We start from the raw sequence: 20,920 nt of genomic DNA, 5'->3' as shown, positions 1-20,920 counted from the left end.
CAAAATGAAAGTTCTCGCATCAGTTAAGCGGATTTGCCGCAATTGCAAGATCATCAAGCGCAAAGGCGTAGTTCGTGTTATTTGCACAGAACCACGTCATAAACAGCGTCAAGGTTAATTTAACGTTATTGATCGAGGAATAACGAATGGCACGTATCGCAGGGGTAAATATCCCAAATCATCAGCATACCGTAATCGGCTTAACAGCTATCTATGGTATTGGACGTCCACGCTCAGAAAAAATCTGTGCAGCAACGGGTGTATTGACCAATAAAAAGGTTAAAGATCTGGACGATAACGAATTAGAAAAGCTACGTGATGAAGTTGCAAAATTCATCGTCGAAGGTGATCTACGTCGTGAAGTCTCCATGAGCATCAAGCGATTGATGGATCTGGGTTGTTATCGTGGATTGCGTCATCGCAAAGGCTTGCCTTGCCGTGGACAACGCACACGTACTAATGCGCGTACCCGTAAGGGCCCACGTAAAGCAGCTCAATCGTTGAAAAAATAATCCATTGTTTAGTTTATTTTTTTAAATTTACTAAGCAACGGGATTCAAGGAATCAATCATGGCAAAAGCACCAAATAACGCAGCCGCAGCGCGCGCTCGTAAAAAAGTTAAGAAAAATGTTGCTGAAGGCATCGCACACGTTCACGCGTCCTTTAACAACACCATCATCACTATTACAGATCGTCAAGGAAATGCACTTTCTTGGGCAACTGCTGGTGGCGCTGGTTTTAAAGGTTCACGTAAATCGACACCTTTTGCAGCTCAGGTAGCAGCAGAAGCTGCTGGTAAAGTGGCTGTTGAATGTGGCGTGAAAAACCTCGAAGTTCGTATCAAGGGCCCAGGCCCAGGTCGCGAATCTTCAGTGCGTGCATTGAATAACCTCGGTATCAAAATTTCTTTGATCCAAGACGTTACTCCAGTTCCGCACAACGGTTGCCGTCCGCCAAAGCGTCGTCGTATCTAATACGTTGTCGTAGTTGATTTCTGCTTGTAATAAAGGTCGAGCAACGAGTTCGGCCTTTGTTGTCAGTAGAGCTCTTCTGAAATCTGCACTATCTTTCTGGCCCTAAAAAAGCTAGAATACGACCCGCTTCGTTTTTAGCGGGTTTTGTTGTTAAGCCCACCGTTTGGAAGCAGGTAGTCCAAACTAGCGCTGCAGAATCGTCTGTCCAGCGTCATTTATTAAAGGAATTATTGTGGCACGTTATATTGGTCCAAAAGCAAAATTGTCACGCCGCGAAGGCACTGACCTCTTCTTGAAAAGCGCTCGTCGCTCTTTAGATTCAAAATGCAAATTAGATGTAAAACCAGGTCAGCACGGTGCTAAATCAGGTGCACGTACTTCAGACTTCGGTAATCAATTGCGTGAAAAGCAAAAAGTTAAACGTATGTACGGCGTATTAGAGCGTCAGTTCCGTCGTTACTTTGCAGAAGCTGATCGCCGCAAAGGTAACACAGGTGAAACGCTGTTGAAATTGTTGGAATGCCGTCTCGATAACGTAGCTTATCGTATGGGTTTTGGCTCAACACGCGCAGAAGCTCGTCAATTAGTTAGCCACAAAGCGTTCACCGTTAACTCGATCGTTGTGAATATCGCTTCTTACCAAGTTAAAGCTGGTGACGTTGTAGCGGTTCGCGAGAAATCCAAAAAACAAGTTCGTATCGTTGAAGCATTATCCTTAGCAGAACAAATCGGTATGCCTTCATGGGTTTCCGTTGATGCTAAGAAAATGGAAGGTGTTTTCAAGTCCGCTCCAGATCGTAGCGATATCGCTGCCGACGTCAATGAATCATTAATCGTTGAATTGTATTCACGTTAATTCTAGTTTTTCCGTAGCCCTTTGCATTATTAAATAATAAGCAAAGGGCTTTTTTCGACATGCCATCAGCCTTATCGGTGTAATGAGCCGAGGGTATTGAAAAGGACATTTCATGCAAAATAGCTTGTTAAAACCACGTATTATCGATGTAGAAATGCTTGCAGCGGGTCACGCTAAAGTTGTGATGGAACCGTTTGAGCGTGGCTATGGCCACACTTTAGGCAACGCATTGCGCCGCGTACTGTTGTCATCCATGACTGGTTATGCAGCTACCGAAGTTACTATCGCTGGTGTTGTTCACGAATACTCCACATTGGACGGCGTGCAAGAAGATATCGTTGATATCCTGTTGAACTTGAAGGGCATCGTATTCAAGTTGCACAACCGTGATGAAGTTACTCTGACATTGAAAAAAGATGGCGAAGGCCCAGTTTTGGCGTCTGACATCGATTTGCCGCACGATGTTGAACTGATTAATCCAGATCACGTGATTGCTAATTTGACCGCTGGCGGCAAGTTAGACATGCAGATCAAGGTAGAAAAAGGCCGTGGCTACGTTCCAGGTAACGTACGTCGCTTGTCCGAAGATGCTAACCGTACAATCGGCCGCATCATCTTGGACGCTTCATTCTCGCCAGTGCGCCGCGTTTCGTACTCAGTAGAGTCCGCTCGTGTGGAACAACGTACTGATTTGGATAAGCTGATCATTAACATCGAAACAAACGGTGTTATCACTCCTGAAGAAGCAATTCGTCAATCAGCTCGTGTGTTGGTGGATCAGTTGAATGTGTTCGCTGCATTGGAAGGCACTGAAGCCGCTGCTGAAGCACCATCACGTGCACCGATGGTTGATCCGATCTTGTTGCGTCCAGTCGATGATTTGGAATTAACAGTTCGTTCAGCAAACTGCCTCAAAGCAGAAAACATTTACTACATTGGTGATTTGATCCAACGTACAGAAAATGAATTGTTGAAAACGCCGAACTTGGGTCGTAAATCACTCAACGAGATCAAAGAAGTGTTGGCTTCGCGTGGTTTGTCACTCGGTATGAAATTAGAAAACTGGCCGCCGGCTGGTTTAGAGAAGTAATAATGAATAAGAGTCAGTGTCTGCACTGACTCTTATTTTTTAGGCAGTAAATTAAGTAGCAAATATAGTAGCAATTCGAGCAGTAACTAAAGCAGTTCACAGTCAGTAGTTCAATCAGTACCAGTACCGGCCCGCACCCTATGTTGAGGTGATAGAAGAGCTGGACTAATTTTAAAATTTTAAAAGGAAATATCATGCGTCATCGTCACGGCCTACGTAAATTAAACCGCACTTCTTCACATCGTTTAGCGATGTTGCGCAACATGACAGTTTCAATCCTGCGTCATGAAGCAATCAAAACTACAGTACCAAAGGCGAAAGAGTTGCGCCGCGTTGTAGAACCAATTTTGACATTGGGTAAAACAGATACATTGGCGAACCGTCGTTTAGCGTTTGCTCGCTTGCGCGACCGCGAAATGGTTACTAAGTTGTTCACCGAATTAGGCCCACGTTACGCAGCACGTAACGGCGGCTACCTGCGTATTTTGAAAATGGGTTTCCGTGTTGGCGACAATGCACCGATGGCTTTTGTTGAATTGGTTGATCGTCCAGAAGTCAGCGAAAGCGCTGAAGTAGCAACAGTAGAATAATTTCTGCAAACAGTAGAAACCTTTCTGCTAGAAGAAAAAAGCCAGGGCTGCCCTGGCTTTTTTTTGGTCTGACGGTTTGTGGTAGCATAGTGTGGTTTATTACCTGAAAGCAATTGAAACATGTTTCATCGACAGTCATTACAACTCAAATCTTTGTTCGGCCAATGGGTACTTGGATTGGCGTTGCTGTTCACGTTTGGCGCGAGTTTCGCCGAAACGGATTTTCTGGAACCAGAGCAGGCTTTTCAATTCAGCAGCCAACAAGTTGCGCCCGACACCATCACCGTAACTTATGTGATCGCAGACGGTTATTACATGTACCGCGAGCGCTTTAAGTTTGAAGCCCTTGGCGCGACGCTTGGTCAGCCGATCATCCCCGCCGGTCAAGTTCATTTTGATGAGACTTTTCAAAAGAACGTCGAAACATACCGCAGCACCGTTGTCGTCCAGATTCCCGTGAAGGCGCTAGATAAGACGCAAGCGACCTTCACGATCAAATCACGCGCGCAAGGATGCTCGGATAAAGGCTTATGCTATGCGCCGATGGACTCGCAGCAAAAGTTTGACAGCAAGAACTTTGTTATTGGGGATAAGCCTCCGAGTACTGCCGAGAACGACGAATCGAGTAAGCTAAAAAACTCACTCCAAAGCGGCAGATTAATCTTAATCATGCCGCTGTTTTTATTGCTGGGCTTAGGTTTGGCGTTTACCCCTTGCGTCTTACCGATGGTGCCTATCCTGTCGTCCATTATTGTGGGTGAAGGTGCGTCCGTCGGGCGGCATCGCGGATTGATTTTGTCGCTTAGTTATTCCTTTGGAATGGCGCTCGTGTACACCGCGCTGGGCGTGGCAGCAGGGTTGTTGGGTGAAGGTTTAGCAGCAGCGTTGCAAAATCCTTGGGTGCTGGGCGCGTTTGGTTTGCTGATGGTGGGATTGTCGCTGTCCATGTTTAACGTCTATCACTTGCAAGTGCCAGCCGCATTGCAGAGCAAGTTATCGCAGGTGTCCGATCAGCAAAAGGCCGGCAAGCTGTTGGGCGTTTTTGTGATGGGCGCGATCTCCGCCCTAATCGTTGGCCCATGTGTTGCTGCGCCCTTGGCCAGTGCGCTGTTATATATCAGCCAAACGCGCAATGTGCTCGTTGGTGGTGCGGCCTTATTCTCGATGGCCATGGGGATGAGTGTTCCATTGATTTTGGTTGGATTATCAGCGGGGAGTTTATTACCGCGCGCTGGGCGTTGGATGGAATCGGTCAAGCAGTTGTTTGGTGTGATGATGCTGGGAATGGCCTTGTGGCTGGTTAGTCCCGTTATGCCGACATGGTTGGTGATGTTAGGCTGGTCGATTTTGTTGGTTGGTTACGGCGTGTTTTTAATCCGCAGCGGCAGTTTGGTGGTAAAAGTAATTGCCTTAGCGCTGTGCGCCTTGGGTCTGGTTGAATTCATCGGACTCACGACTGGCGGTAGAGAGGTGTTTGCCCCGTTCGCGCATTTAACCGGTCATGGTGACAGTCAGCGGGTGGAATTTGTCCGAATTAAATCGACTGCCGAACTCGACGCTGCGTTGGCCAAAGCAAAGGCGCAAGGCAAGCCGGTGATGTTAGATTTCTATGCTGACTGGTGTGTGTCCTGCAAGGAGATGGAAAAATTCACCTTCACCGATGCGCGCATTAAAGCGAAGTTAGACACGCTGGTGTTATTGCAAGCCGATGTCACCGCTAATAGCGACGACGATAAAGTGTTGTTAAAACGGTTTAGTTTATTTGGTCCGCCAGGAATGATTTTCTTTGGTTTGGATTCGGTTGAATCGGGACGCGTAATTGGTTTTGAAAATGCCGATAAATTTGCCGCGTCGCTAGAGCGTTTTGTCGGCGCTAAGTAAGTTAGTCCCAATAATTAAAAAAGCGGAAAGTCATCACAGACCTTCCGCTTTTTTTATGCCTAACCGTGTGGTTCCGTTCAAAACCGGAATTCACTATTTAGCAAAGTGCACCACGCTGCGTATCGATTTACCTTCATGCATCAAATCAAAAGCGGTATTAATGTCCTCCAGCGGCATGGTATGCGTGATGAAGTCGGACAATTTAAATTCGCCCTTCATATAGCGTTCAACATAGCCCGGCAATTCGCTGCGGCCACGCACACCCCCAAAAGCGGAACCGCGCCACACTCGGCCTGTAACCAGTTGGAAAGGACGAGTAGCGATTTCTGCACCCGCATCGGCGACGCCAATAATCACTGACTCGCCCCAGCCTTTATGGCAGCATTCCAGCGCTTGGCGCATGACGTTCACATTGCCGATACATTCAAACGAAAAATCCACGCCGCCGTCGGTCATATCGATGATGGCTTGTTGAATCGGCACATCTAATTCCGCCGGATTGATCAAATCGGTCGCACCTAATTGTTGGGCTAAGGTGAATTTACTGGTGTTGATGTCGATGCCGATAATGCGTGAAGCGCCAGCCATCTTCGCGCCGATGACCGCCGATAAACCAATCCCGCCCAAGCCAAAAATGGCGACCGTATCGCCCGCTTTAACCTTGGCCGTATTCATCACTGCGCCCATGCCCGTGGTTACGCCGCAACCCAGCAAACAAACTTCTTCGAGCGGGGCTTCTTTGTTGATCTTGGCTAGCGAAATTTCGGGTAAAACGGTGTATTCCGAAAATGTCGATGTGCCCATGTAGTGATAAATCGGCTTGCCGTCTTTATAGAATCGCGTCGTGCCATCGGGCATCACGCCACGACCTTGGGTGGCGCGAATTTTTTGGCATAAATTGGTTTTGCCAGATTTGCAGAATTTGCATTCGCCGCACTCTGGCGTGTAGAGCGGAATGACATGGTCGCCCACCGCAACCGATGTCACGCCTTCGCCAATTTGCATCACAATCCCCGCGCCCTCGTGACCTAAGATTACCGGGAAAATACCTTCCAAATCTTTACCAGAGAGCGTGTACGCATCGGTGTGGCAAACGCCACTGGCCACAATCTTGACCAATACTTCGCCCGCTTGCGGTGGCATCAGATCGACTTCTTCGATGGACAAGGGTTGGTTGGCAGCCCAAGCAACAGCGGCGCGCGTTTTAATGAAGTTCATGGTGTGCTTTCAAAGATTGATCGGAGAAATGTGAACTGCGGTTTAAGTAAGCGTGAATTATAGGGGAAATAAAAAAAGGGCGCGGACGATGCCGAACCCTTTTCTGTACTCCGTGACACGCTAAGCGGGTCAATTATTTTTCGCCAATTCCCATCATTAACGTGGTGTTGCTACCGGCATTGGTGGTCGGTAATTTGCCGTCCCACTTCTGTATCCACAAGGTTTGATTTTTAACTCGCGCGGCTTCGGCGCCGTAGAGTTTAATCGATTCACCTAACACGGCTAAAGCGCGCGCATCGCCTTCGGCTTCGGCGATTTTTGCGTTGGCGTGACCTTTAGCAATCGCGACTTCATTGGCCGCATCCGCTAAATTTTTCCGCAGCATCGCTTCGGATTTTAGGGCTTCTTGGTTGGCCTGAATTTTGGCGTTGATCGCATTCTGAATATTCGCTGGCAAGCGCAATTCATTCACGAAACCAAATTGCTCCACCATAATACCGAAGGGGTTTAAGTCCTCGTTAATTTTCCTACGAACTTCCTCGGCTAACTTGATTTTGCCACCAGAGAGCAAGCCTTCTGGATCAAATTCGGTCCCATAAATATTGAGCGAATTACGGATTTCGTTGCGAATAATTTGAGTCGTAATTTCCTCGTAGCCGCGTTTGTATTTTTGATACAGCGTCGGTGCTTTGCTCGGATCAATGCTGTACGAAATGCTTAAATCCGCGTTAATGACCACGCCAGATGCGACTTGGAAATTCATCGATTCATCAATCGGCGCGCCTTCGTGTGGCGATTTAGTCCACGTATAGGTTTGAGTAAAAGTGGGGAACTCGACCACCGAAGTCCCGATTCCGATCAAATGCCAACCGCTGGTCAGAGGAATCGATTCGACCCGTCCGTCAATACGGTTAAACTGCACGCCGACGTGGTTGGCGGAAACCGATGCTACAAAGGTATTTTTAAGTGTAAGGAGTGCGATAAAGGCGAGCAGCACCAACATCGCTCCGGCAAATTTTTTAGGCATGATTCACTTCCCTGATTGTGTTTTTCTTGCGTTAAGTAAAAAATCAATTTCAATGTTTATGTTGCGTAAGGTTGCAACAGAGCATTAGTCTAGGCTTTCCGGCAAAAAAAGAAATGGTGATCGGAACGGGAAATTACCGAGAAATGGGCAGCGAATTATCGTCCGCCACGAGCGCGAATCCGAGCGCGCCATTCACCTAACGCCGTTAATGCGCCCTGAAATTCCCGTTCAATCAAATCGGCTTCCACGTCAGTAATGACGCCATCCAACAACGCCGACGAGACCGCTTCAGCCACGCCGCCAACTTGACTCATTACGCGACACACGGTTTGGGACAAATCATCGTCGGTGATGTGCTCAGGCTCAGGAATAATGAAGGCCGCCATGCCATGCCGACTTAATAATGCGTGCAACGGCATTAAGGCATCTTTCACGCCAGCTTCTGCGCACAGCTCAACGATGGTGGAGAGTTCTTCAAACGATGGGTAATGACTTTCGATATGCGGCGCCAATTTGTTGCGTAACACGTTGGTAGAAATGTCCATTTTCTCCGCTAAAGCATCCAAACCGCCCGGATAAGAGCGAGCAATTTTGTACAGCGCATCGTGTTGATTCATGTCTGAATAGCGGCGAGTCATGGTTGATTCCGAGAATTGTTCTGAGTAGAAATATTATATCTTGGCAACACCGGGGCGTGAGGTTGTTATCGCGCGACAATAAGCATTTAAACGAACTGAGCTGAGTTCGGGCATTGTGAGTTGTTGAAATTGGGAAGCTTGGCGGCTGAACGAATAACTAATCAACGTCCAATAATTCACCAACCCACGGCACTCAGTATAATAAGTGCCCAAAACGACCCTCCAAAACAAGCATCGCTTCCCCTTAATTCCATTAAAACAACAACATGGGCAAACTCCTAGCTATAGACGGATTAAACATCGTGCGGCGGATTTACGAAGCTAGCCCCGAGCCGGATTCGCTCGAAAAAGCTGAAACGGCGATGCGCTTTTCCCTAGCCGCCTTTCACAAATTGCGGCACGAACACGCGCCCACGCACATGGCGGCGGCGTTTGACTTTGGCGGTAGAACATGGCGACACGATTTATACGAACGTTATCGCGAACATCGCTCACCGATGCCGGATGCACTGCGGCAGTCCTTAAGCAAGCTCTATTCCGATTTAAATCAAGCTGGTATCCACGTGCTGTGTATTCCAGAAGTCGAAGCCGACGATGTGATTGCAACGGTGATTTTGCGTTGGTTGGCGCAAGGGCGTGGCGAAGCGATTGTGGTCTCGACCGATAAGGATTTGCATGTCTTGATAGCGCAAGGCGCGTTAGTTTGGGACCATTTTAAAAACGAATGGCACGACAGCGCTTGGGTGAAAAATAAATTCGGTGTACCGCCCGAGCAGCTTGCAGAACTTCTAGCCTTGATGGGCGACGCTGTCGATGGCATTCCCGGTGTGAGCAAAGTGGGCATGAAAACAGCCGCCAAATTATTGCAAAGTTATGGCTCGATTGAAGCCATCATGGCGGGTGCCGGAATTCTTAAAAATACCCTGGGCGAAAACTTACGCAAAGACGCCGCTGTTCTAGCGATGTCGCGTCAATTAGTGACGCTCAAAGCGGATGTGCCATTAGGCATTACGTGGAACACCTTAGCGTTACCGCAGGACGGGGAACATGAGCGCTTTTAAGCTAGTTTTGCCGGTTTCAATGTGGGAGCTTCTGTGAGCCAACCTGAAGCCAATCTAGTCATCCCCGGTCACGAAAAAATCGCCGAACCCGGTATGCTGCTCATGCTCGGTATTGCGCTCGCGGTATCGGTTGAATTGCTCGAAAACCAGCTCTTCGTCTTCTCCGCCAATCCGATTCAAGCCGGTATACATGCCAGTCAGTTTGAATACAGCATGATCGCTTTGGCCTATGCGGTAACCGCGATTTGCATGATTTTCACCCAAGGTCATTGGGTGCGCTTGTGGGGTTATCGCCGCTTTTTGATAGGTTCGTTAATTTTGTTTGTGGCCGCTGGCGTGGCCTGTACGTTGACCACCAATGTGTGGCAATTGGGCTTTACACGCTTGTTGCAAGGCGTCGGTGGCGGCGCGCTATTTACCACCACGCGCGTGTTATTGCAGACTCAAATCCCGGCCAAGCGGCGCGTGTTGGCGGTGCGGATATTTTTATTGGGCGTGTTCGGGCCCTCGGCCTTAGCGCCATTCTTAGCAGGTAAATCCATCGAAGCGTTTGGATGGCAGGCGATTTTTTGGCTGCCGATTCCACTGGCTTTGTTAGCGATTACCTTTATTGGCTTGGCGCTGCCACGCAAGCACGGTCGAGTGCACGATGTGGCGCCGAGTGATTTGCCGATGGCGTCAATTGGCTTGGTGATGCTGGGGATTTTCGGGATTGAATTGGCGCTCACCGAATTCCGCTTTAATTATTTTTCTGGCTTTGGTCACATTCCCTTATTGCTCATGATCGGTGTCGGGCTGGCTTGGTATTTTGTACTGCATCAATCCAAGCATAAGCAATCCTTATTGCGCGTGCATGAGTTGGGTAATGCGAGTTATTTGATGGGATTGTTTTTTTATTTTTGGTACTACTTTTTGAGTAATTCCAATGCCTTTGTCTTTCCACTTTTTTTGGAGAAAACCTTAGGCTATAGCTTTGTGACGGCAGGCTTGATTTTAACGATCGCATCGTTGTTTGGCCTCATGGTGTTGCTCGCTTATTTTCATTATTCGGCGCGGATTAAATCCAAGCGCCCGTTTATGATCATCGCCCTAATTGCAATGTCGATTTACGGATTCAGTATGTCGGTCTTGCCAGCGGATGCTAGCTTTATGCACATCAGTATTTTGACCATGATGCGCAGTGTGTTTACGATTTTATTGGCGATTCCTCTGGCCGCTTTGGTGTTCTCGGAATTGGACGAGGAAATTTTCGCCCACGGCTATCAGACTAAAAATATCTTGCGCCAATTGAGCGCGACCTTTGCCGTGTCGGTCAGCGCGGTGATGCTAGAGAACCAGCAGATTAAACACGTGGCGACGATGACGGAACACATCAGCGTATCCAATCCACATTGGGCTCAATATAAAGCCAAGATGGCGGCGGTATTGGCCAATATTGATGGACTAAAAGAGTTAACGCTGGAGCAAATTGACATCTATCGGCAAGCCTTGTTTATGGCGTGCGAAGATATTTTTCGTTGGCAGGGAATTTGTGCTGTGGTGATACTCGTCATCTTGCTAGTTCAGAAGCGATTGCGCTAAATGTTTTTTGACGCGCCACCTTCGCCTTTGCAACTTCTAGAGCACTCTGAATTAGTGGGGATGCCGATTTGGATTAAGCGCGACGATCTGCTGCATCCGATCGTGTCTGGAAATAAATTCCGCAAGCTCAAATATCCACTGCTGCGCATTGCTCAGCAGCTCGATTCGCCATCGCCTCCAACCTTGGTAACGATGGGCGGAATGTGGTCCAACCACTTGCATGCAACGGCCTTTGCGGCGCAGGCGTTTGGTTATCAAAGTATTGGTTTAATTCGTGGTGATAGCGGTGTTAATAGCGCCACGTTAGATGATTGCCGTCAACAAGGCATGCAACTGCAATTCGTCGATCGGACATCCTACCGACGATTGCGCACCGAGCCGCTTTTTTGGCAGCAATTGCTGCCCGATTTTTCGTGCAGACTGCAGCAATTCCATTGGCTGCCCGAAGGCGGTAGCGACCCCGATGCGTTGCGCGGTGTGGCCGAAATTGTGGGCGAACTAGAACTGCAGCAGCCCAAGCTGCCCGATGTCATTATGGTCGCGTGCGGCACCGCAGCGACCTTAGCAGGATTGTTGGCCGGGCTGAAAGGTCGCAGCACAGTCGTCGGCGTTGCGGTGTTAAAAAATGCCGAATATTTGCGCGGCGAAGTGACCCGCTTGTTGAAGCATGCTGGTTATCCAGATTACCAAAACTATCAATTGCTGACTGATTTTCACCACGGCGGTTACGCGAAATCGTCTTTTGCATTGCAGCAATTTTGCCTTCAGTTTTGCGAACAAAGCGCCATCATGATCGAGCCGGTCTACACTGGCAAAGTCTTCTACGCCCTGCGTGAACTGGTCAAATCCGGCTATTTCGCACCCCAGACTTCTATTGCCGTTATTCACACTGGCGGACTGCAAGGCGCGCGCGGTTCTCTGCGTGTTTAGAGTGCTTCGCAAGGATATTTCCTTCAAAAAACATGCTATAAAGCTAGACTTTATCGAGCGCTGTCCATTTTCTTTTTTGGGGTGTCTATGTCTACCGATCAAACCGCTGTCGCCGAACCGATGCTGCGCCGCCTAGCCGATTTGCCCAGCCCCAAAGGATTACCGCTGATCGGCAATGCGTTGGATATCGTGCCGCATTTATTCCACCAAAAATTGGAACAGTGGAGTCGCGAATTTGGCGCGTATTTTGTCGTTAAATTGGGCGCTAGACGATTGCTGGTCATTTCCGATCACCAAGTCATTGCCAAGAATCTGCGCGAGCGCCCAGATGGTTTTGATCGCACCCAACGACTGGCCGAAACGTGGAAAGACATGGGCTTGCAAGTCGGCGTGTTTGGCGCAAACGGCGAAGTCTGGAAAAAGATGCGGCGCATGGCCATGTCGGCCTTCGATCCGGCGCATGTCAAAGCCTACTTTCCGGCCATGATCAAAGTTACCGACCGCTTGGAATCGCGCTGGAAAAAATCGCTCGGCTCCGACATCGATTTGCAAGCCGATTTAATGCGGTTTACCGTCGATACAATTACTGGCCTGGCCTTTGGCCATGATGTGAATACGCTGGAATCGGGCGACGATATTATCCAATCGCATTTGGATAAAATTTTCCCAGCGGTGCATAAGCGGAATTTGGCGGTGTTTCGCTATTGGCGTTATTTCCGTTTGCCGTCCGATCGTGCGCTCGATCGCAGCGTGGCCGAAGTCAACGCCGCCATTGATCGCTTCGTCGCGCAAGGCCGTGAACGCTTGCGCCAACATCCCGAATTGCGCCAGCATCCGAGTAATTTACTGGAAGCCATGATTAACGCCGCCGATCAGGGCGACAGCGGTTTAAACGACAACGATGTGGCCGGCAATGTGTTGACTATGTTGCTGGCCGGTGAAGACACGACCGCCAATTCGCTCGCGTGGCTGCTGTCTTTGCTATGGGCTAATCCTTCCACCTTGGCGACCTTGCAGCAAGAGCTTCGCAGCAAATTGGATGGCGAAACATCGTACAGCATCGACAAGCTCAACGACTTGGATTATCTGGATGCCTGCATTAATGAGTCGATGCGCTTAAAACCGGTTGCGCCTATGATTCCGCTGCAAACCTTAAAAGAAATGGTGATTGGCGATGTAGAAGTGCCAACGGGAACCTTGGTATTCAACTTAATGCGCCGCGACAGCGTGGAAGACAGCCATATTCCCAACGCCGCGCAATTTGACCCGCAGCGCTGGTTAAGCACTAGCGAAGCCGCCCAAACCGCCGGTCAAGCGATTAGTTCGGTGAAACGTATTTCCATGCCATTCGGCGCAGGCCCGCGGATTTGCCCAGGGCGCTATTTGGCCTTGCTCGAAATGAAAATCGCCATGGCGATGTTATTAACCCGATTCGATATTGATTCGATAACGGCACCCAACGGAAAAGAGCCGGAAGAGCATATGGCCTTCACCATGGCGCCCGTCGGACTCAAAATGCGCTTGAAATTGCGTAAATAGCAGCTATAACCAAGTAATCGCTACGAAGGCCGGGACTTGAACTTCAATCCCGGCCTTTATTCGCTGTGCAGCGCAGCAACAACGGAGTAAACTACGCCCCACCTCGTCGCATACGCGACCCAATGAACCTGCGAGTACCCCATGTCTGAACAATCCCTCCCCACTTTCGCCGAATTAAATTTAAGTGACGCCTTACTGCGCGTGCTCAATGACATCGGTTACGAAACCCCATCCCCGATTCAAGCGGCCACTATTCCGCTGCTATTAGCCAATCGCGATGTGCTCGGTCAAGCCCAAACCGGCACCGGTAAAACCGCCGCTTTTGCGTTACCGATTTTGTCGCGCATCGATATCAAACAAACCGCGCCGCAAGCCTTGGTGCTTGCGCCAACGCGGGAACTAGCGATCCAAGTGGCCGAAGCATTTCAAAGCTATGCCGCGCATATTCCAGGCTTTCATGTGTTGCCAATTTATGGTGGTCAAAGTTACGGTCCGCAATTGTCCGCGCTGCGCCGTGGCGTGCACGTGGTGGTTGGGACGCCGGGCCGCGTGATTGATCATTTGGATAAAGGCTCGCTCGATTTATCGAAATTAAAAACTTTGGTGTTGGACGAAGCCGATGAAATGCTGCGTATGGGTTTTATCGACGACGTAGAGCGGATTTTGCAAGAGACACCGTCCGAGCGCCAAACCACCTTGTTCTCGGCCACCATGCCGTCAGCAATCAAACGCATTGCGCAAACTTATTTGCGCTCACCGGCCGAGATTACCGTGGCCGCCAAAACCGGCACCGCCGACAATATCCGCCAACGTTATTGGTTGGTCAGCGGCATGCATAAATTGGATGCCTTGACTCGGATTTTGGAAGCAGAAACATTCGACGGCATGATTATTTTTGCGCGCACTAAATTAGGTACCGAAGAATTAGCCGGTCGTTTATCGGCACGCGGATTTTCTGCTGCCGCGATCAATGGCGACATTCAACAAGCGCAACGTGAGCGCACGATTCAACAACTCAAAGACGGCAAGATCGACATCTTGGTCGCCACCGATGTGGCCGCGCGCGGCTTGGATGTGGAGCGCATCAGCCACGTGATTAATTATGATGTGCCGCACGATCCAGAAAGCTATACGCACCGCATTGGCCGAACTGGTCGCGCTGGTCGCAGCGGCGAGGCAATTTTATTCATCACGCCGCGCGAAAAAGGCTTGCTCAAAATGATCGAGCGTTCCACTCGCCAGCCAGTGTCACCGCTCGAATTGCCTAGCATTCAAACGGTCAACAACGTGCGGATCGCCAAGTTTAAAGACCAAATTAGCGCCACGATTGCAGAAGGTGAATTGGAACAATTCCAAGCCATTATCGAAGCGTATGAGCAAGAACATAATGTGCCAGCAATTGAAATCGCTGCCGCGTTAGCCAAGATTGCACGCGGCGATGTGCCACTGCTATTGGATAAAAACAAACGCGAACCGCGCATGGAAACCGCGCACTCCGACGAACGTCCAACCCGTGAACGTAGTGATCGAGGTGAGCGCCTAGAACGTGCTGATCGTTTCGGTCGTGAAGACCGTCCAATGCGTGAACGCAGCGAACGTTCCGCTCGCCCAGAGCGCGAACGTGCGCCCCGCGTGTCCGAACCCGGCATGCAAAGCTACCGTATCGAAGTAGGTCACGATCACGGCGTTAAACCGGGCAACATCGTCGGCGCGATTGCCAACGAAGCCAATATCGACTCCAAGAATATCGGACGCATCGAAATCTACGATGGCTTCAGTATTTTGGATTTGCCGAGCGATTTACCCAAAGAAGTGATGCAGCATTTAAAAGCTGTTTGGGTCGCCGGCCAGCAATTAAAAATCACGGTAGATGGACAACCAGAAGCCGCCGCGCACGTCCCAGAAGTCGCGCCGCGCAGTGCGCCAAAAGCGTTCGAAAAACCAGTTGAAAAAGCGTTTGAAAAACCAGCTGAAAAGCGCGCAGACTTCGCCAAGCCCGAAAAGAAAACAGAAAAATTTGAAAAGCCGGTCAAAGTAGATCGCAACGACAAGTCCGAAAAAGTCGAAGCCAAACCAGCCGCCAAATTGGACGAAGTCGCCCAGCCGCGCGTCAAAAAAGAAAAGCCAAACAGTAAGAGTAAATTCGCCGTTCAAAGCTACCGCATCGAAGTAGGCCGCAACCACGAAATTACCCCAAGCGCAATCGTGACCACGGTAGCAGCGGAAGCGAAACTCGATGCCAAACACATCGGCCGCATCGATATTTTCGACAGCTACAGCGTGTTGGATTTACCCGAAGGAATGCCACAACATATTCTCGATAATCTCAAAGCGGTGCGTTTGGCGGGGCAGCAATTAAACATCAAACACGTTGGCGCGGGCTTAATCAATTCAGACAAGGCCGCGCAGCAAGCACAAGCGGCTAAGAAGAAAAGTTTCATCAGCGACGCCAAAGACGGCGCGAAACGCAAGCCCAAATAAATGAACTACGTTGTTTTATTAGGTCGGCGTAGCAGCTGACTTAATCAAACAACTCGATTGAATTTATTGCCCATCAACGCCGTAAAAAAATCCCCGTTACATCGCTGTAACGGGGATTTTTTATTATTGATCGCTAAATCAGTTAGCGATTAATGTAGCAAGATTATTTGCCTGGTGTTGATGCTGCAGGTTTAGAACCAGATGGAGCTGGTGCGCCGACGACTGGTGCTGCTGGGGCTGCTGGTGCAGAGGCTGGAGCTGCTGGTGCCGCTGGTGCGCCAACGATGTCGATCTTGGCTTTTTCTTTCATTTCTTCAACCAGTTTTTTCAGATTTTGTTCTTTAATCTGTTGGCTCAACGGTGCTTTGATTTGCTCTAATGGTGGCAAGGTGCTTGGGTTAGCGCGCTTGTCATCTAAGAAAATCACGTGGTAGCCGTACTGTGATTTGACTGGCTCTTCGGTAAATTTACCTTTTTCTAATTTCGCTACGGCTGCGCTAAATTCAGGAACCATACCTTTTGGATCAAACCAACCTAAATCACCGCCTTTAACTTTTGAACCTGGGTCTAAGGATTGTGCTTTGGCGAGTGCTTCAAATTGTTTTGGATCTTTGTTCAACTTTGCAATTATCGCTTTGGCTTCGTCTTCGGTTTTTACCAAGATATGACGTGCTTTGTATTGGTCGCCCGACGACTGTGCTTTTAACTTGTCGTATTCGGTTGCCAATTGTGCGTCAGTGACGTCGTTATGTTTGAGGTAGTCTTGAACGTAGGCTTGCGCTAACACAGATTGTTTTGCGATTTCTAATTCGTCCAATGTATCTGGTGTTTTGTCTAAGCCTTTTTTAACGGCTTCTTGCGCAACCAATAATTGCACAGCGATGTTTTCGATAATCATCTTGCGCGTTTCTGGCGTATCCGGCATGCCACGTTGCTGCTTGAGAATCATGTCCACTTGTTTTTGGTTGATTGGTGTGCCGTTGACGGTGGCGGCGACAACATCTTTTGCAGTGGCAGAAGCTGAAGCCGATGCGGCTGATTTGTCAGCATCTTTTGGAGTGCAAGCAGTCAGTGCTAACAGTGCAGCAGCACCAGCGAGCATAACGCGAGAGTTAATCAACATCTTATTTCCTTTAAAGTGTTTCGGCCTATATCAATAATGGTGGATATAGGCGAATGGTAAATGTAAAACGACAACGGATTCTACCTGCGAATGATGAAGAGAATATGAAATTTGTACTTAATTTGTTTCAGGGCGTTTCAAGCCTTAATTTGTCATCTTCCCATCTTAGCGTGGCAGGTAAATTAGTCCTTGCGGGCGCTAAAGCGGGTAATTTTAGCGCGGGATTGGGGTGGTTGCATGGACTTTATGAGTTTTGCTGAAAAAATAAGCATGCTTATTGATTTGACGCGCGAGTTTAGTTTTCGTTGAGTTAGAATCGCTTGCTATAAATTTAAGCAATTCGCGTTCTGAAAAAATATGAAAAAACGCCCAAACTTTTCTCTAATACTGCTCAAAAAAGCATCAAAAATTCAGAGTAAAAATAGCCAAAAAAATAGCTTTTCTCCTATGACGACGTGCTTAAATTATAAGCAATGTGATTGTTCCGATAATGAATCAAAAATAGTTTGCGAAAAAGTGTGAAATCGCTTTTGATCTGAGAAAAAAAGGACTAGTATCCAAATGTAAGAAAAACAGTTTTGTTGAAATTCACGTTTTGTGAGTTTTAAATTTGTTCACTGAGGGCAAACCTATTGAAAGATAGGGACGCAAAGCCTCCGGCCTAAAGCGCATGATGTAATAAGCGCAACGGTAGCGGGGTTGCCAAATCTCATGATGGGTAGTTTCTCTGCTTATTGTTGAGTTTTGTTCTAGCGCCGCCCTCGCTCAATTTGTTGGAGCGAGTAATGAAGTCACCCAATCACACCACGTCTGTCCCATTAGCTAGCTTGCTAAGCACGTTCAGCGTTGCCGTTATGCTCAGCGCTTGCGGCGGACAATCTTCGTCGACCAGTTCGACTGCCACGCAACAAGCGGCACCCGCAGCGATTGCGACGGCGACGACCACCTTTGATTTGGTCAGTCCAGTTCCGCAAGGGCTTGATGGGCAGCAAATTGCCAAACCAGCTTTCTATTTAGCGCCGGTCGAATTGAGCGCACCGAGCAATGTTGATGCCTACAACAACGATGCGTCGGCAAGCAAAGCACCTGCGCTGCATCGTGTGCCAGAACATATGCGTGGGTTTGCGATGCGCGGCGCGACGTTGCAGCAAATGCAGGCCGCGCAACAATCTGGCGTTGTTCCGGACGCGGCGGGCAAACCAGCGGCCTCAACCGGCGTGGTGACGACGTATACTCCCGCGCAAATCCGTGCGGCATATTCTTTACCTTCTTTGCCAACAACCGCAGCAATGACTGCAGCGCAAGCGGCGGCGCTGGGTGCAGGTCAAACTATTTATATTGTTGATGCGTATAACGACCCGAATGTGATTGCTGAATTAGCCGCGTTTAATACGCATTTTGGGCTCATGGGCTGCACGACGGTTAATATGCCTGCCAGCACCAAGCTGCCGCTGGCGGCGGCTCCGACGACTGGTTGCCAATTTTCGGTAGTGTATAGCAGCGCAGCTGGCACGCTCACTTCTGCGTCGCCTGCAAACGACGCTGGATGGGCAACTGAAATTGCTTTGGACGTGGAATGGGCCCATGCCACAGCGCCGATGGCACGCATTATTTTGATCGAAGCACCGGATGCTTCTAGCACTAGTTTTTCAGGCGCGATCAGTTTAGCCAACGCAATGGGGCCAGGCGCAGTGTCGATGAGTTTTGGTGCACCCGAAGGTTCGTGGATGGCAGCGATGGATTCATTGTTCGCCACCGCAAACATGACGTATTTGGCGGCCACCGGTGACAACGGCACCGGCGTATCATGGCCGTCGGCTTCAAGCCGCGTGTTGGCTGTTGGTGGGACGACGTTGAATTATTCTGGAACTGCAACGGCAGCGCGTAGCGAAACGGCGTGGTCCAATACCGGCGGCGGAGTGAGCGCCTATGTCGCGGCACCAAGCTATCAATCGAGCAGCGTCCCAGGCATGGGTACCAAGTCCAATCGCGGTGTGGCTGACGTCGCGTTTAATGGCGATCCGAACTCCGGACAGTATGTGGCGATTATTAATGCTGGTAGCAGTGCGGTGAGTTGGGTGAGTGCTGGTGGAACGAGCTTATCGACGCCACAATGGGCCGGAATTATTGCCATTGCTAATGCACAGCGCGCACTGAGTGGTAAGGCCGCGGTCGGTGCGCCACATGCCACGCTGTACTCACAAATTGCGCAAAACGCGAGCGCCTATTCCAGCACATTTTTGGATGTTACTAGCGGCTCAGATGGCTCCTGCGCACGTTGTTCGGCGCGGGTTGGGTACGACGAAGTGACTGGCCTCGGAACGCCAAATGTCGTGAGCATGTTGAGTGTTTTGTCGGGTGCGACTTCCGTTGCTGTTGCGCCAGTGGTGACGCCGGCCACCATTAACGGATTAACGACAACACCATTGAGCTTTACGGTCTCAGTTGCCGCATCCAATGCGGTTACCTACTCATTAACCGGTGCGCCAAGTGGCATGACGATTAACAGTTCGGGCGCCGTAACTTGGGCAACTCCGGCTGCGGGGAATTATGCGGTGACTGTGAATGCCAAAGACAATGTGAACGGCTTGAGCGGCTCTGGCGTATATACCGTCAAAATCACCGTGCCAGCCGCGCCAGTCGTCCCAGTCACCACGGTCAATGGGCAAGTCGGAAAAGCGTTGTCAGCCACCGTGCCGATTACTGCGGTCGATCCAATTACAGTCAGTTTAACGGGGGCACCGGCAGGATTATCGATTTCTAACGCAGGCGTATTTGCGTGGGCAACACCAGTCGCTGGCACCTATTCAGTCACAGTACTGGCAACCGACACCGTCACTAAATTGGTCGGCAAAGGTATCGTCACGATAGTCATTGCGCAGACACCGCCGCCAACAATCACGGGTGCCACCATCAATGGCACGGTGGGTACGGCATTATCATTTACGCCGACGGTCAGCGCTTCTAATCCGATTACCTACACGCTGTCTGGCGCGCCTTCTGGCATGGTCATCAGCGCGGCTGGAGTAGTGACTTGGGCTACGCCCGTCCAAGGCAGCTACACAGTAACTTTGACCGCCAAAGATAGTAAAACCGGCTTAAGCGGCACAGGCGTGTTTAGCGTCGTAATCGCCGCAAAAACGGTTGCTGGTCCCGTCATCACCGCCACGACCATGACCGGTGTCGCAGGAAAGCCGTTGAGTGGCACGATTACGATCACCGACAAAGCCGCGACCTCGATGCAAGTGTCAATTACCGGCATGCCGATGGGCGTGAGTTTTTCACCGGCGGGCTTGGTGATCGGCGTCTTATGGTCAAGCCCTGTCACAGGCACATACAACGTGACAGTAACCGCAACAGACAATACTGGAGCGACTGCAAAACTAGTAGTACCAATTACGATTGCAGTACACTAATCGAGTTAGATATTGGTGTGAAGTTGGATAGAAATTAGCAAGGGAGACTGTGCCCCGAAATGTTGGTTTTTCGGGGCATTTTTTTATCCGCGATGCTAAGAAGTTCAGCGGATAGGTGCCCCCGAAATCGCTAGTTGGTTCAAGCGAAAGAGCTGAATCAGGCCTGCTAGGAATTGTTTAAAAAATGGATCGCAAGGCCGCTTTACCCTCGACATTTTCCGCTTCATAAAACCCTCCCAATTTGCACCATAAACCGGTCAGATTCCTCTCCTTCCCATCCCCCTGAATCAACAATGAAATTGTTCGTCGCCTTATTGCTGGCTAGAGCGTTAGTCGCTTAAATCGGCTAACCGCGACGTTTTATCTACTTCAATGGTGATTGCTAATTGTGATCACATATTTATTCAATAAGGTTATTTTTATTCTAAAAATGGCGTTAACTATCTTTTTTTGATTATTTGTGATCAAATCTAGCTTGAGTGAAATTAAAACAGGCGATTCTGCCCATAACTTA

General features: G+C 49.4%; 17 protein-coding genes and 1 riboswitch. Of the genes, 13 read left to right on the top strand and 4 right to left on the bottom strand.

Features of this window, described 5'->3' with window-relative positions:
• Window positions 1–4: 4 nt before the first annotated feature.
• The 7 genes from rpmJ to dsbD all read left to right on the top strand — a co-directional run bounded on the left by rpmJ (window position 5) and on the right by dsbD (window position 5,392).
• Window positions 5–118: a 50S ribosomal protein L36 gene (gene rpmJ / locus E2I14_RS16500; protein ID WP_014004415.1), complete on the top strand. Its 114-nt coding sequence runs from the start codon at window positions 5–7 to the stop codon at window positions 116–118.
• A 28-nt stretch (window positions 119–146) separates the two neighbouring features.
• Window positions 147–512 carry a 30S ribosomal protein S13 gene (rpsM, locus tag E2I14_RS16495; RefSeq protein ID WP_133330559.1) on the top strand — a complete coding sequence of 122 codons (366 nt, stop codon included), beginning with the start codon at window positions 147–149 and terminating at the stop codon, window positions 510–512.
• A gap of 58 nt (window positions 513–570) precedes the next feature.
• On the top strand, window positions 571–975 hold the full coding sequence (gene rpsK / locus E2I14_RS16490; RefSeq protein ID WP_105530968.1) for a 30S ribosomal protein S11: 405 nt from the start codon (window positions 571–573) through the stop codon (window positions 973–975).
• Window positions 976–1,207: 232 nt separating this feature from the next.
• Window positions 1,208–1,831, top strand: a complete 624-nt coding sequence (gene rpsD, locus E2I14_RS16485; RefSeq protein ID WP_133330558.1) for a 30S ribosomal protein S4 — start codon at window positions 1,208–1,210, stop codon at window positions 1,829–1,831.
• 112 nt (window positions 1,832–1,943) lie between these two features.
• Complete coding sequence (locus E2I14_RS16480) at window positions 1,944–2,921, top strand: DNA-directed RNA polymerase subunit alpha (RefSeq protein WP_133330557.1); 978 nt, start codon at window positions 1,944–1,946, stop codon at window positions 2,919–2,921.
• A 194-nt stretch (window positions 2,922–3,115) separates the two neighbouring features.
• Window positions 3,116–3,511, top strand: coding sequence for a 50S ribosomal protein L17 (rplQ, locus tag E2I14_RS16475; RefSeq protein WP_133330556.1), 396 nt, complete (start codon window positions 3,116–3,118; stop codon window positions 3,509–3,511).
• Between the two features lie 120 nt (window positions 3,512–3,631).
• Entirely contained in the window at window positions 3,632–5,392 is a 1,761-nt protein-coding gene (dsbD, locus tag E2I14_RS16470; protein WP_133330555.1) for a protein-disulfide reductase DsbD, read from the top strand.
• Window positions 5,393–5,485: 93 nt separating this feature from the next.
• Here the strand turns inward: dsbD and E2I14_RS16465 are convergent, their stop codons facing one another.
• From E2I14_RS16465 to E2I14_RS16455, 3 genes are all read right to left on the bottom strand, one after another.
• Window positions 5,486–6,601, bottom strand: coding sequence for an S-(hydroxymethyl)glutathione dehydrogenase/class III alcohol dehydrogenase (locus E2I14_RS16465; RefSeq protein WP_206105665.1), 1,116 nt, complete (start codon window positions 6,599–6,601; stop codon window positions 5,486–5,488).
• 142 nt (window positions 6,602–6,743) lie between these two features.
• Window positions 6,744–7,637 (bottom strand): prohibitin family protein, encoded by an 894-nt coding sequence (locus E2I14_RS16460; protein WP_133330553.1) that lies wholly within the window; start codon window positions 7,635–7,637, stop codon window positions 6,744–6,746.
• Between the two features lie 155 nt (window positions 7,638–7,792).
• Complete coding sequence (locus tag E2I14_RS16455; protein ID WP_133330551.1) at window positions 7,793–8,275, bottom strand: phage regulatory CII family protein; 483 nt, start codon at window positions 8,273–8,275, stop codon at window positions 7,793–7,795.
• Window positions 8,276–8,541: 266 nt separating this feature from the next.
• On the opposite strand from E2I14_RS16455, the gene E2I14_RS16450 reads away from it, so the two are divergent.
• The 5 genes from E2I14_RS16450 to E2I14_RS16430 all read left to right on the top strand — a co-directional run bounded on the left by E2I14_RS16450 (window position 8,542) and on the right by E2I14_RS16430 (window position 15,867).
• Window positions 8,542–9,336 carry a 5'-3' exonuclease gene (locus E2I14_RS16450; protein WP_133330549.1) on the top strand — a complete coding sequence of 265 codons (795 nt, stop codon included), beginning with the start codon at window positions 8,542–8,544 and terminating at the stop codon, window positions 9,334–9,336.
• A 33-nt stretch (window positions 9,337–9,369) separates the two neighbouring features.
• Entirely contained in the window at window positions 9,370–10,917 is a 1,548-nt protein-coding gene (locus E2I14_RS16445) for an MFS transporter (protein ID WP_133330547.1), read from the top strand.
• Window positions 10,918–11,847 carry a 1-aminocyclopropane-1-carboxylate deaminase/D-cysteine desulfhydrase gene (locus tag E2I14_RS16440; RefSeq protein WP_133330545.1) on the top strand — a complete coding sequence of 310 codons (930 nt, stop codon included), beginning with the start codon at window positions 10,918–10,920 and terminating at the stop codon, window positions 11,845–11,847.
• An 87-nt stretch (window positions 11,848–11,934) separates the two neighbouring features.
• Complete coding sequence (locus tag E2I14_RS16435) at window positions 11,935–13,386, top strand: cytochrome P450 (protein ID WP_133330543.1); 1,452 nt, start codon at window positions 11,935–11,937, stop codon at window positions 13,384–13,386.
• A gap of 141 nt (window positions 13,387–13,527) precedes the next feature.
• Window positions 13,528–15,867: a DEAD/DEAH box helicase gene (locus tag E2I14_RS16430; RefSeq protein ID WP_133330541.1), complete on the top strand. Its 2,340-nt coding sequence runs from the start codon at window positions 13,528–13,530 to the stop codon at window positions 15,865–15,867.
• A gap of 163 nt (window positions 15,868–16,030) precedes the next feature.
• Here E2I14_RS16430 and E2I14_RS16425 read toward each other — a convergent pair whose 3' ends face one another.
• Window positions 16,031–16,990: a peptidylprolyl isomerase gene (locus tag E2I14_RS16425; protein ID WP_133330539.1), complete on the bottom strand. Its 960-nt coding sequence runs from the start codon at window positions 16,988–16,990 to the stop codon at window positions 16,031–16,033.
• Between the two features lie 612 nt (window positions 16,991–17,602).
• Window positions 17,603–17,697, top strand: a riboswitch (cyclic di-GMP riboswitch).
• 78 nt (window positions 17,698–17,775) lie between these two features.
• Here E2I14_RS16425 and E2I14_RS16420 point away from each other — a divergent pair.
• The gene (locus E2I14_RS16420) at window positions 17,776–20,406 is read left to right on the top strand and encodes a S53 family peptidase (RefSeq protein WP_133330537.1); all 2,631 of its coding nucleotides are present in this window, start codon (window positions 17,776–17,778) and stop codon (window positions 20,404–20,406) included.
• Window positions 20,407–20,920: the final 514 nt, after the last annotated feature.

The sequence above is a fragment of the Sapientia aquatica genome (genome assembly GCF_004358105.1).
In the GTDB taxonomy this organism is placed as follows: Bacteria; Pseudomonadota; Gammaproteobacteria; order Burkholderiales; family Burkholderiaceae_D; genus Solimicrobium; species Solimicrobium aquaticum.
The sequence above is the reverse complement of the archived record's forward strand: the minus strand, read 5'-3'. Positions and strand labels throughout refer to the sequence as shown.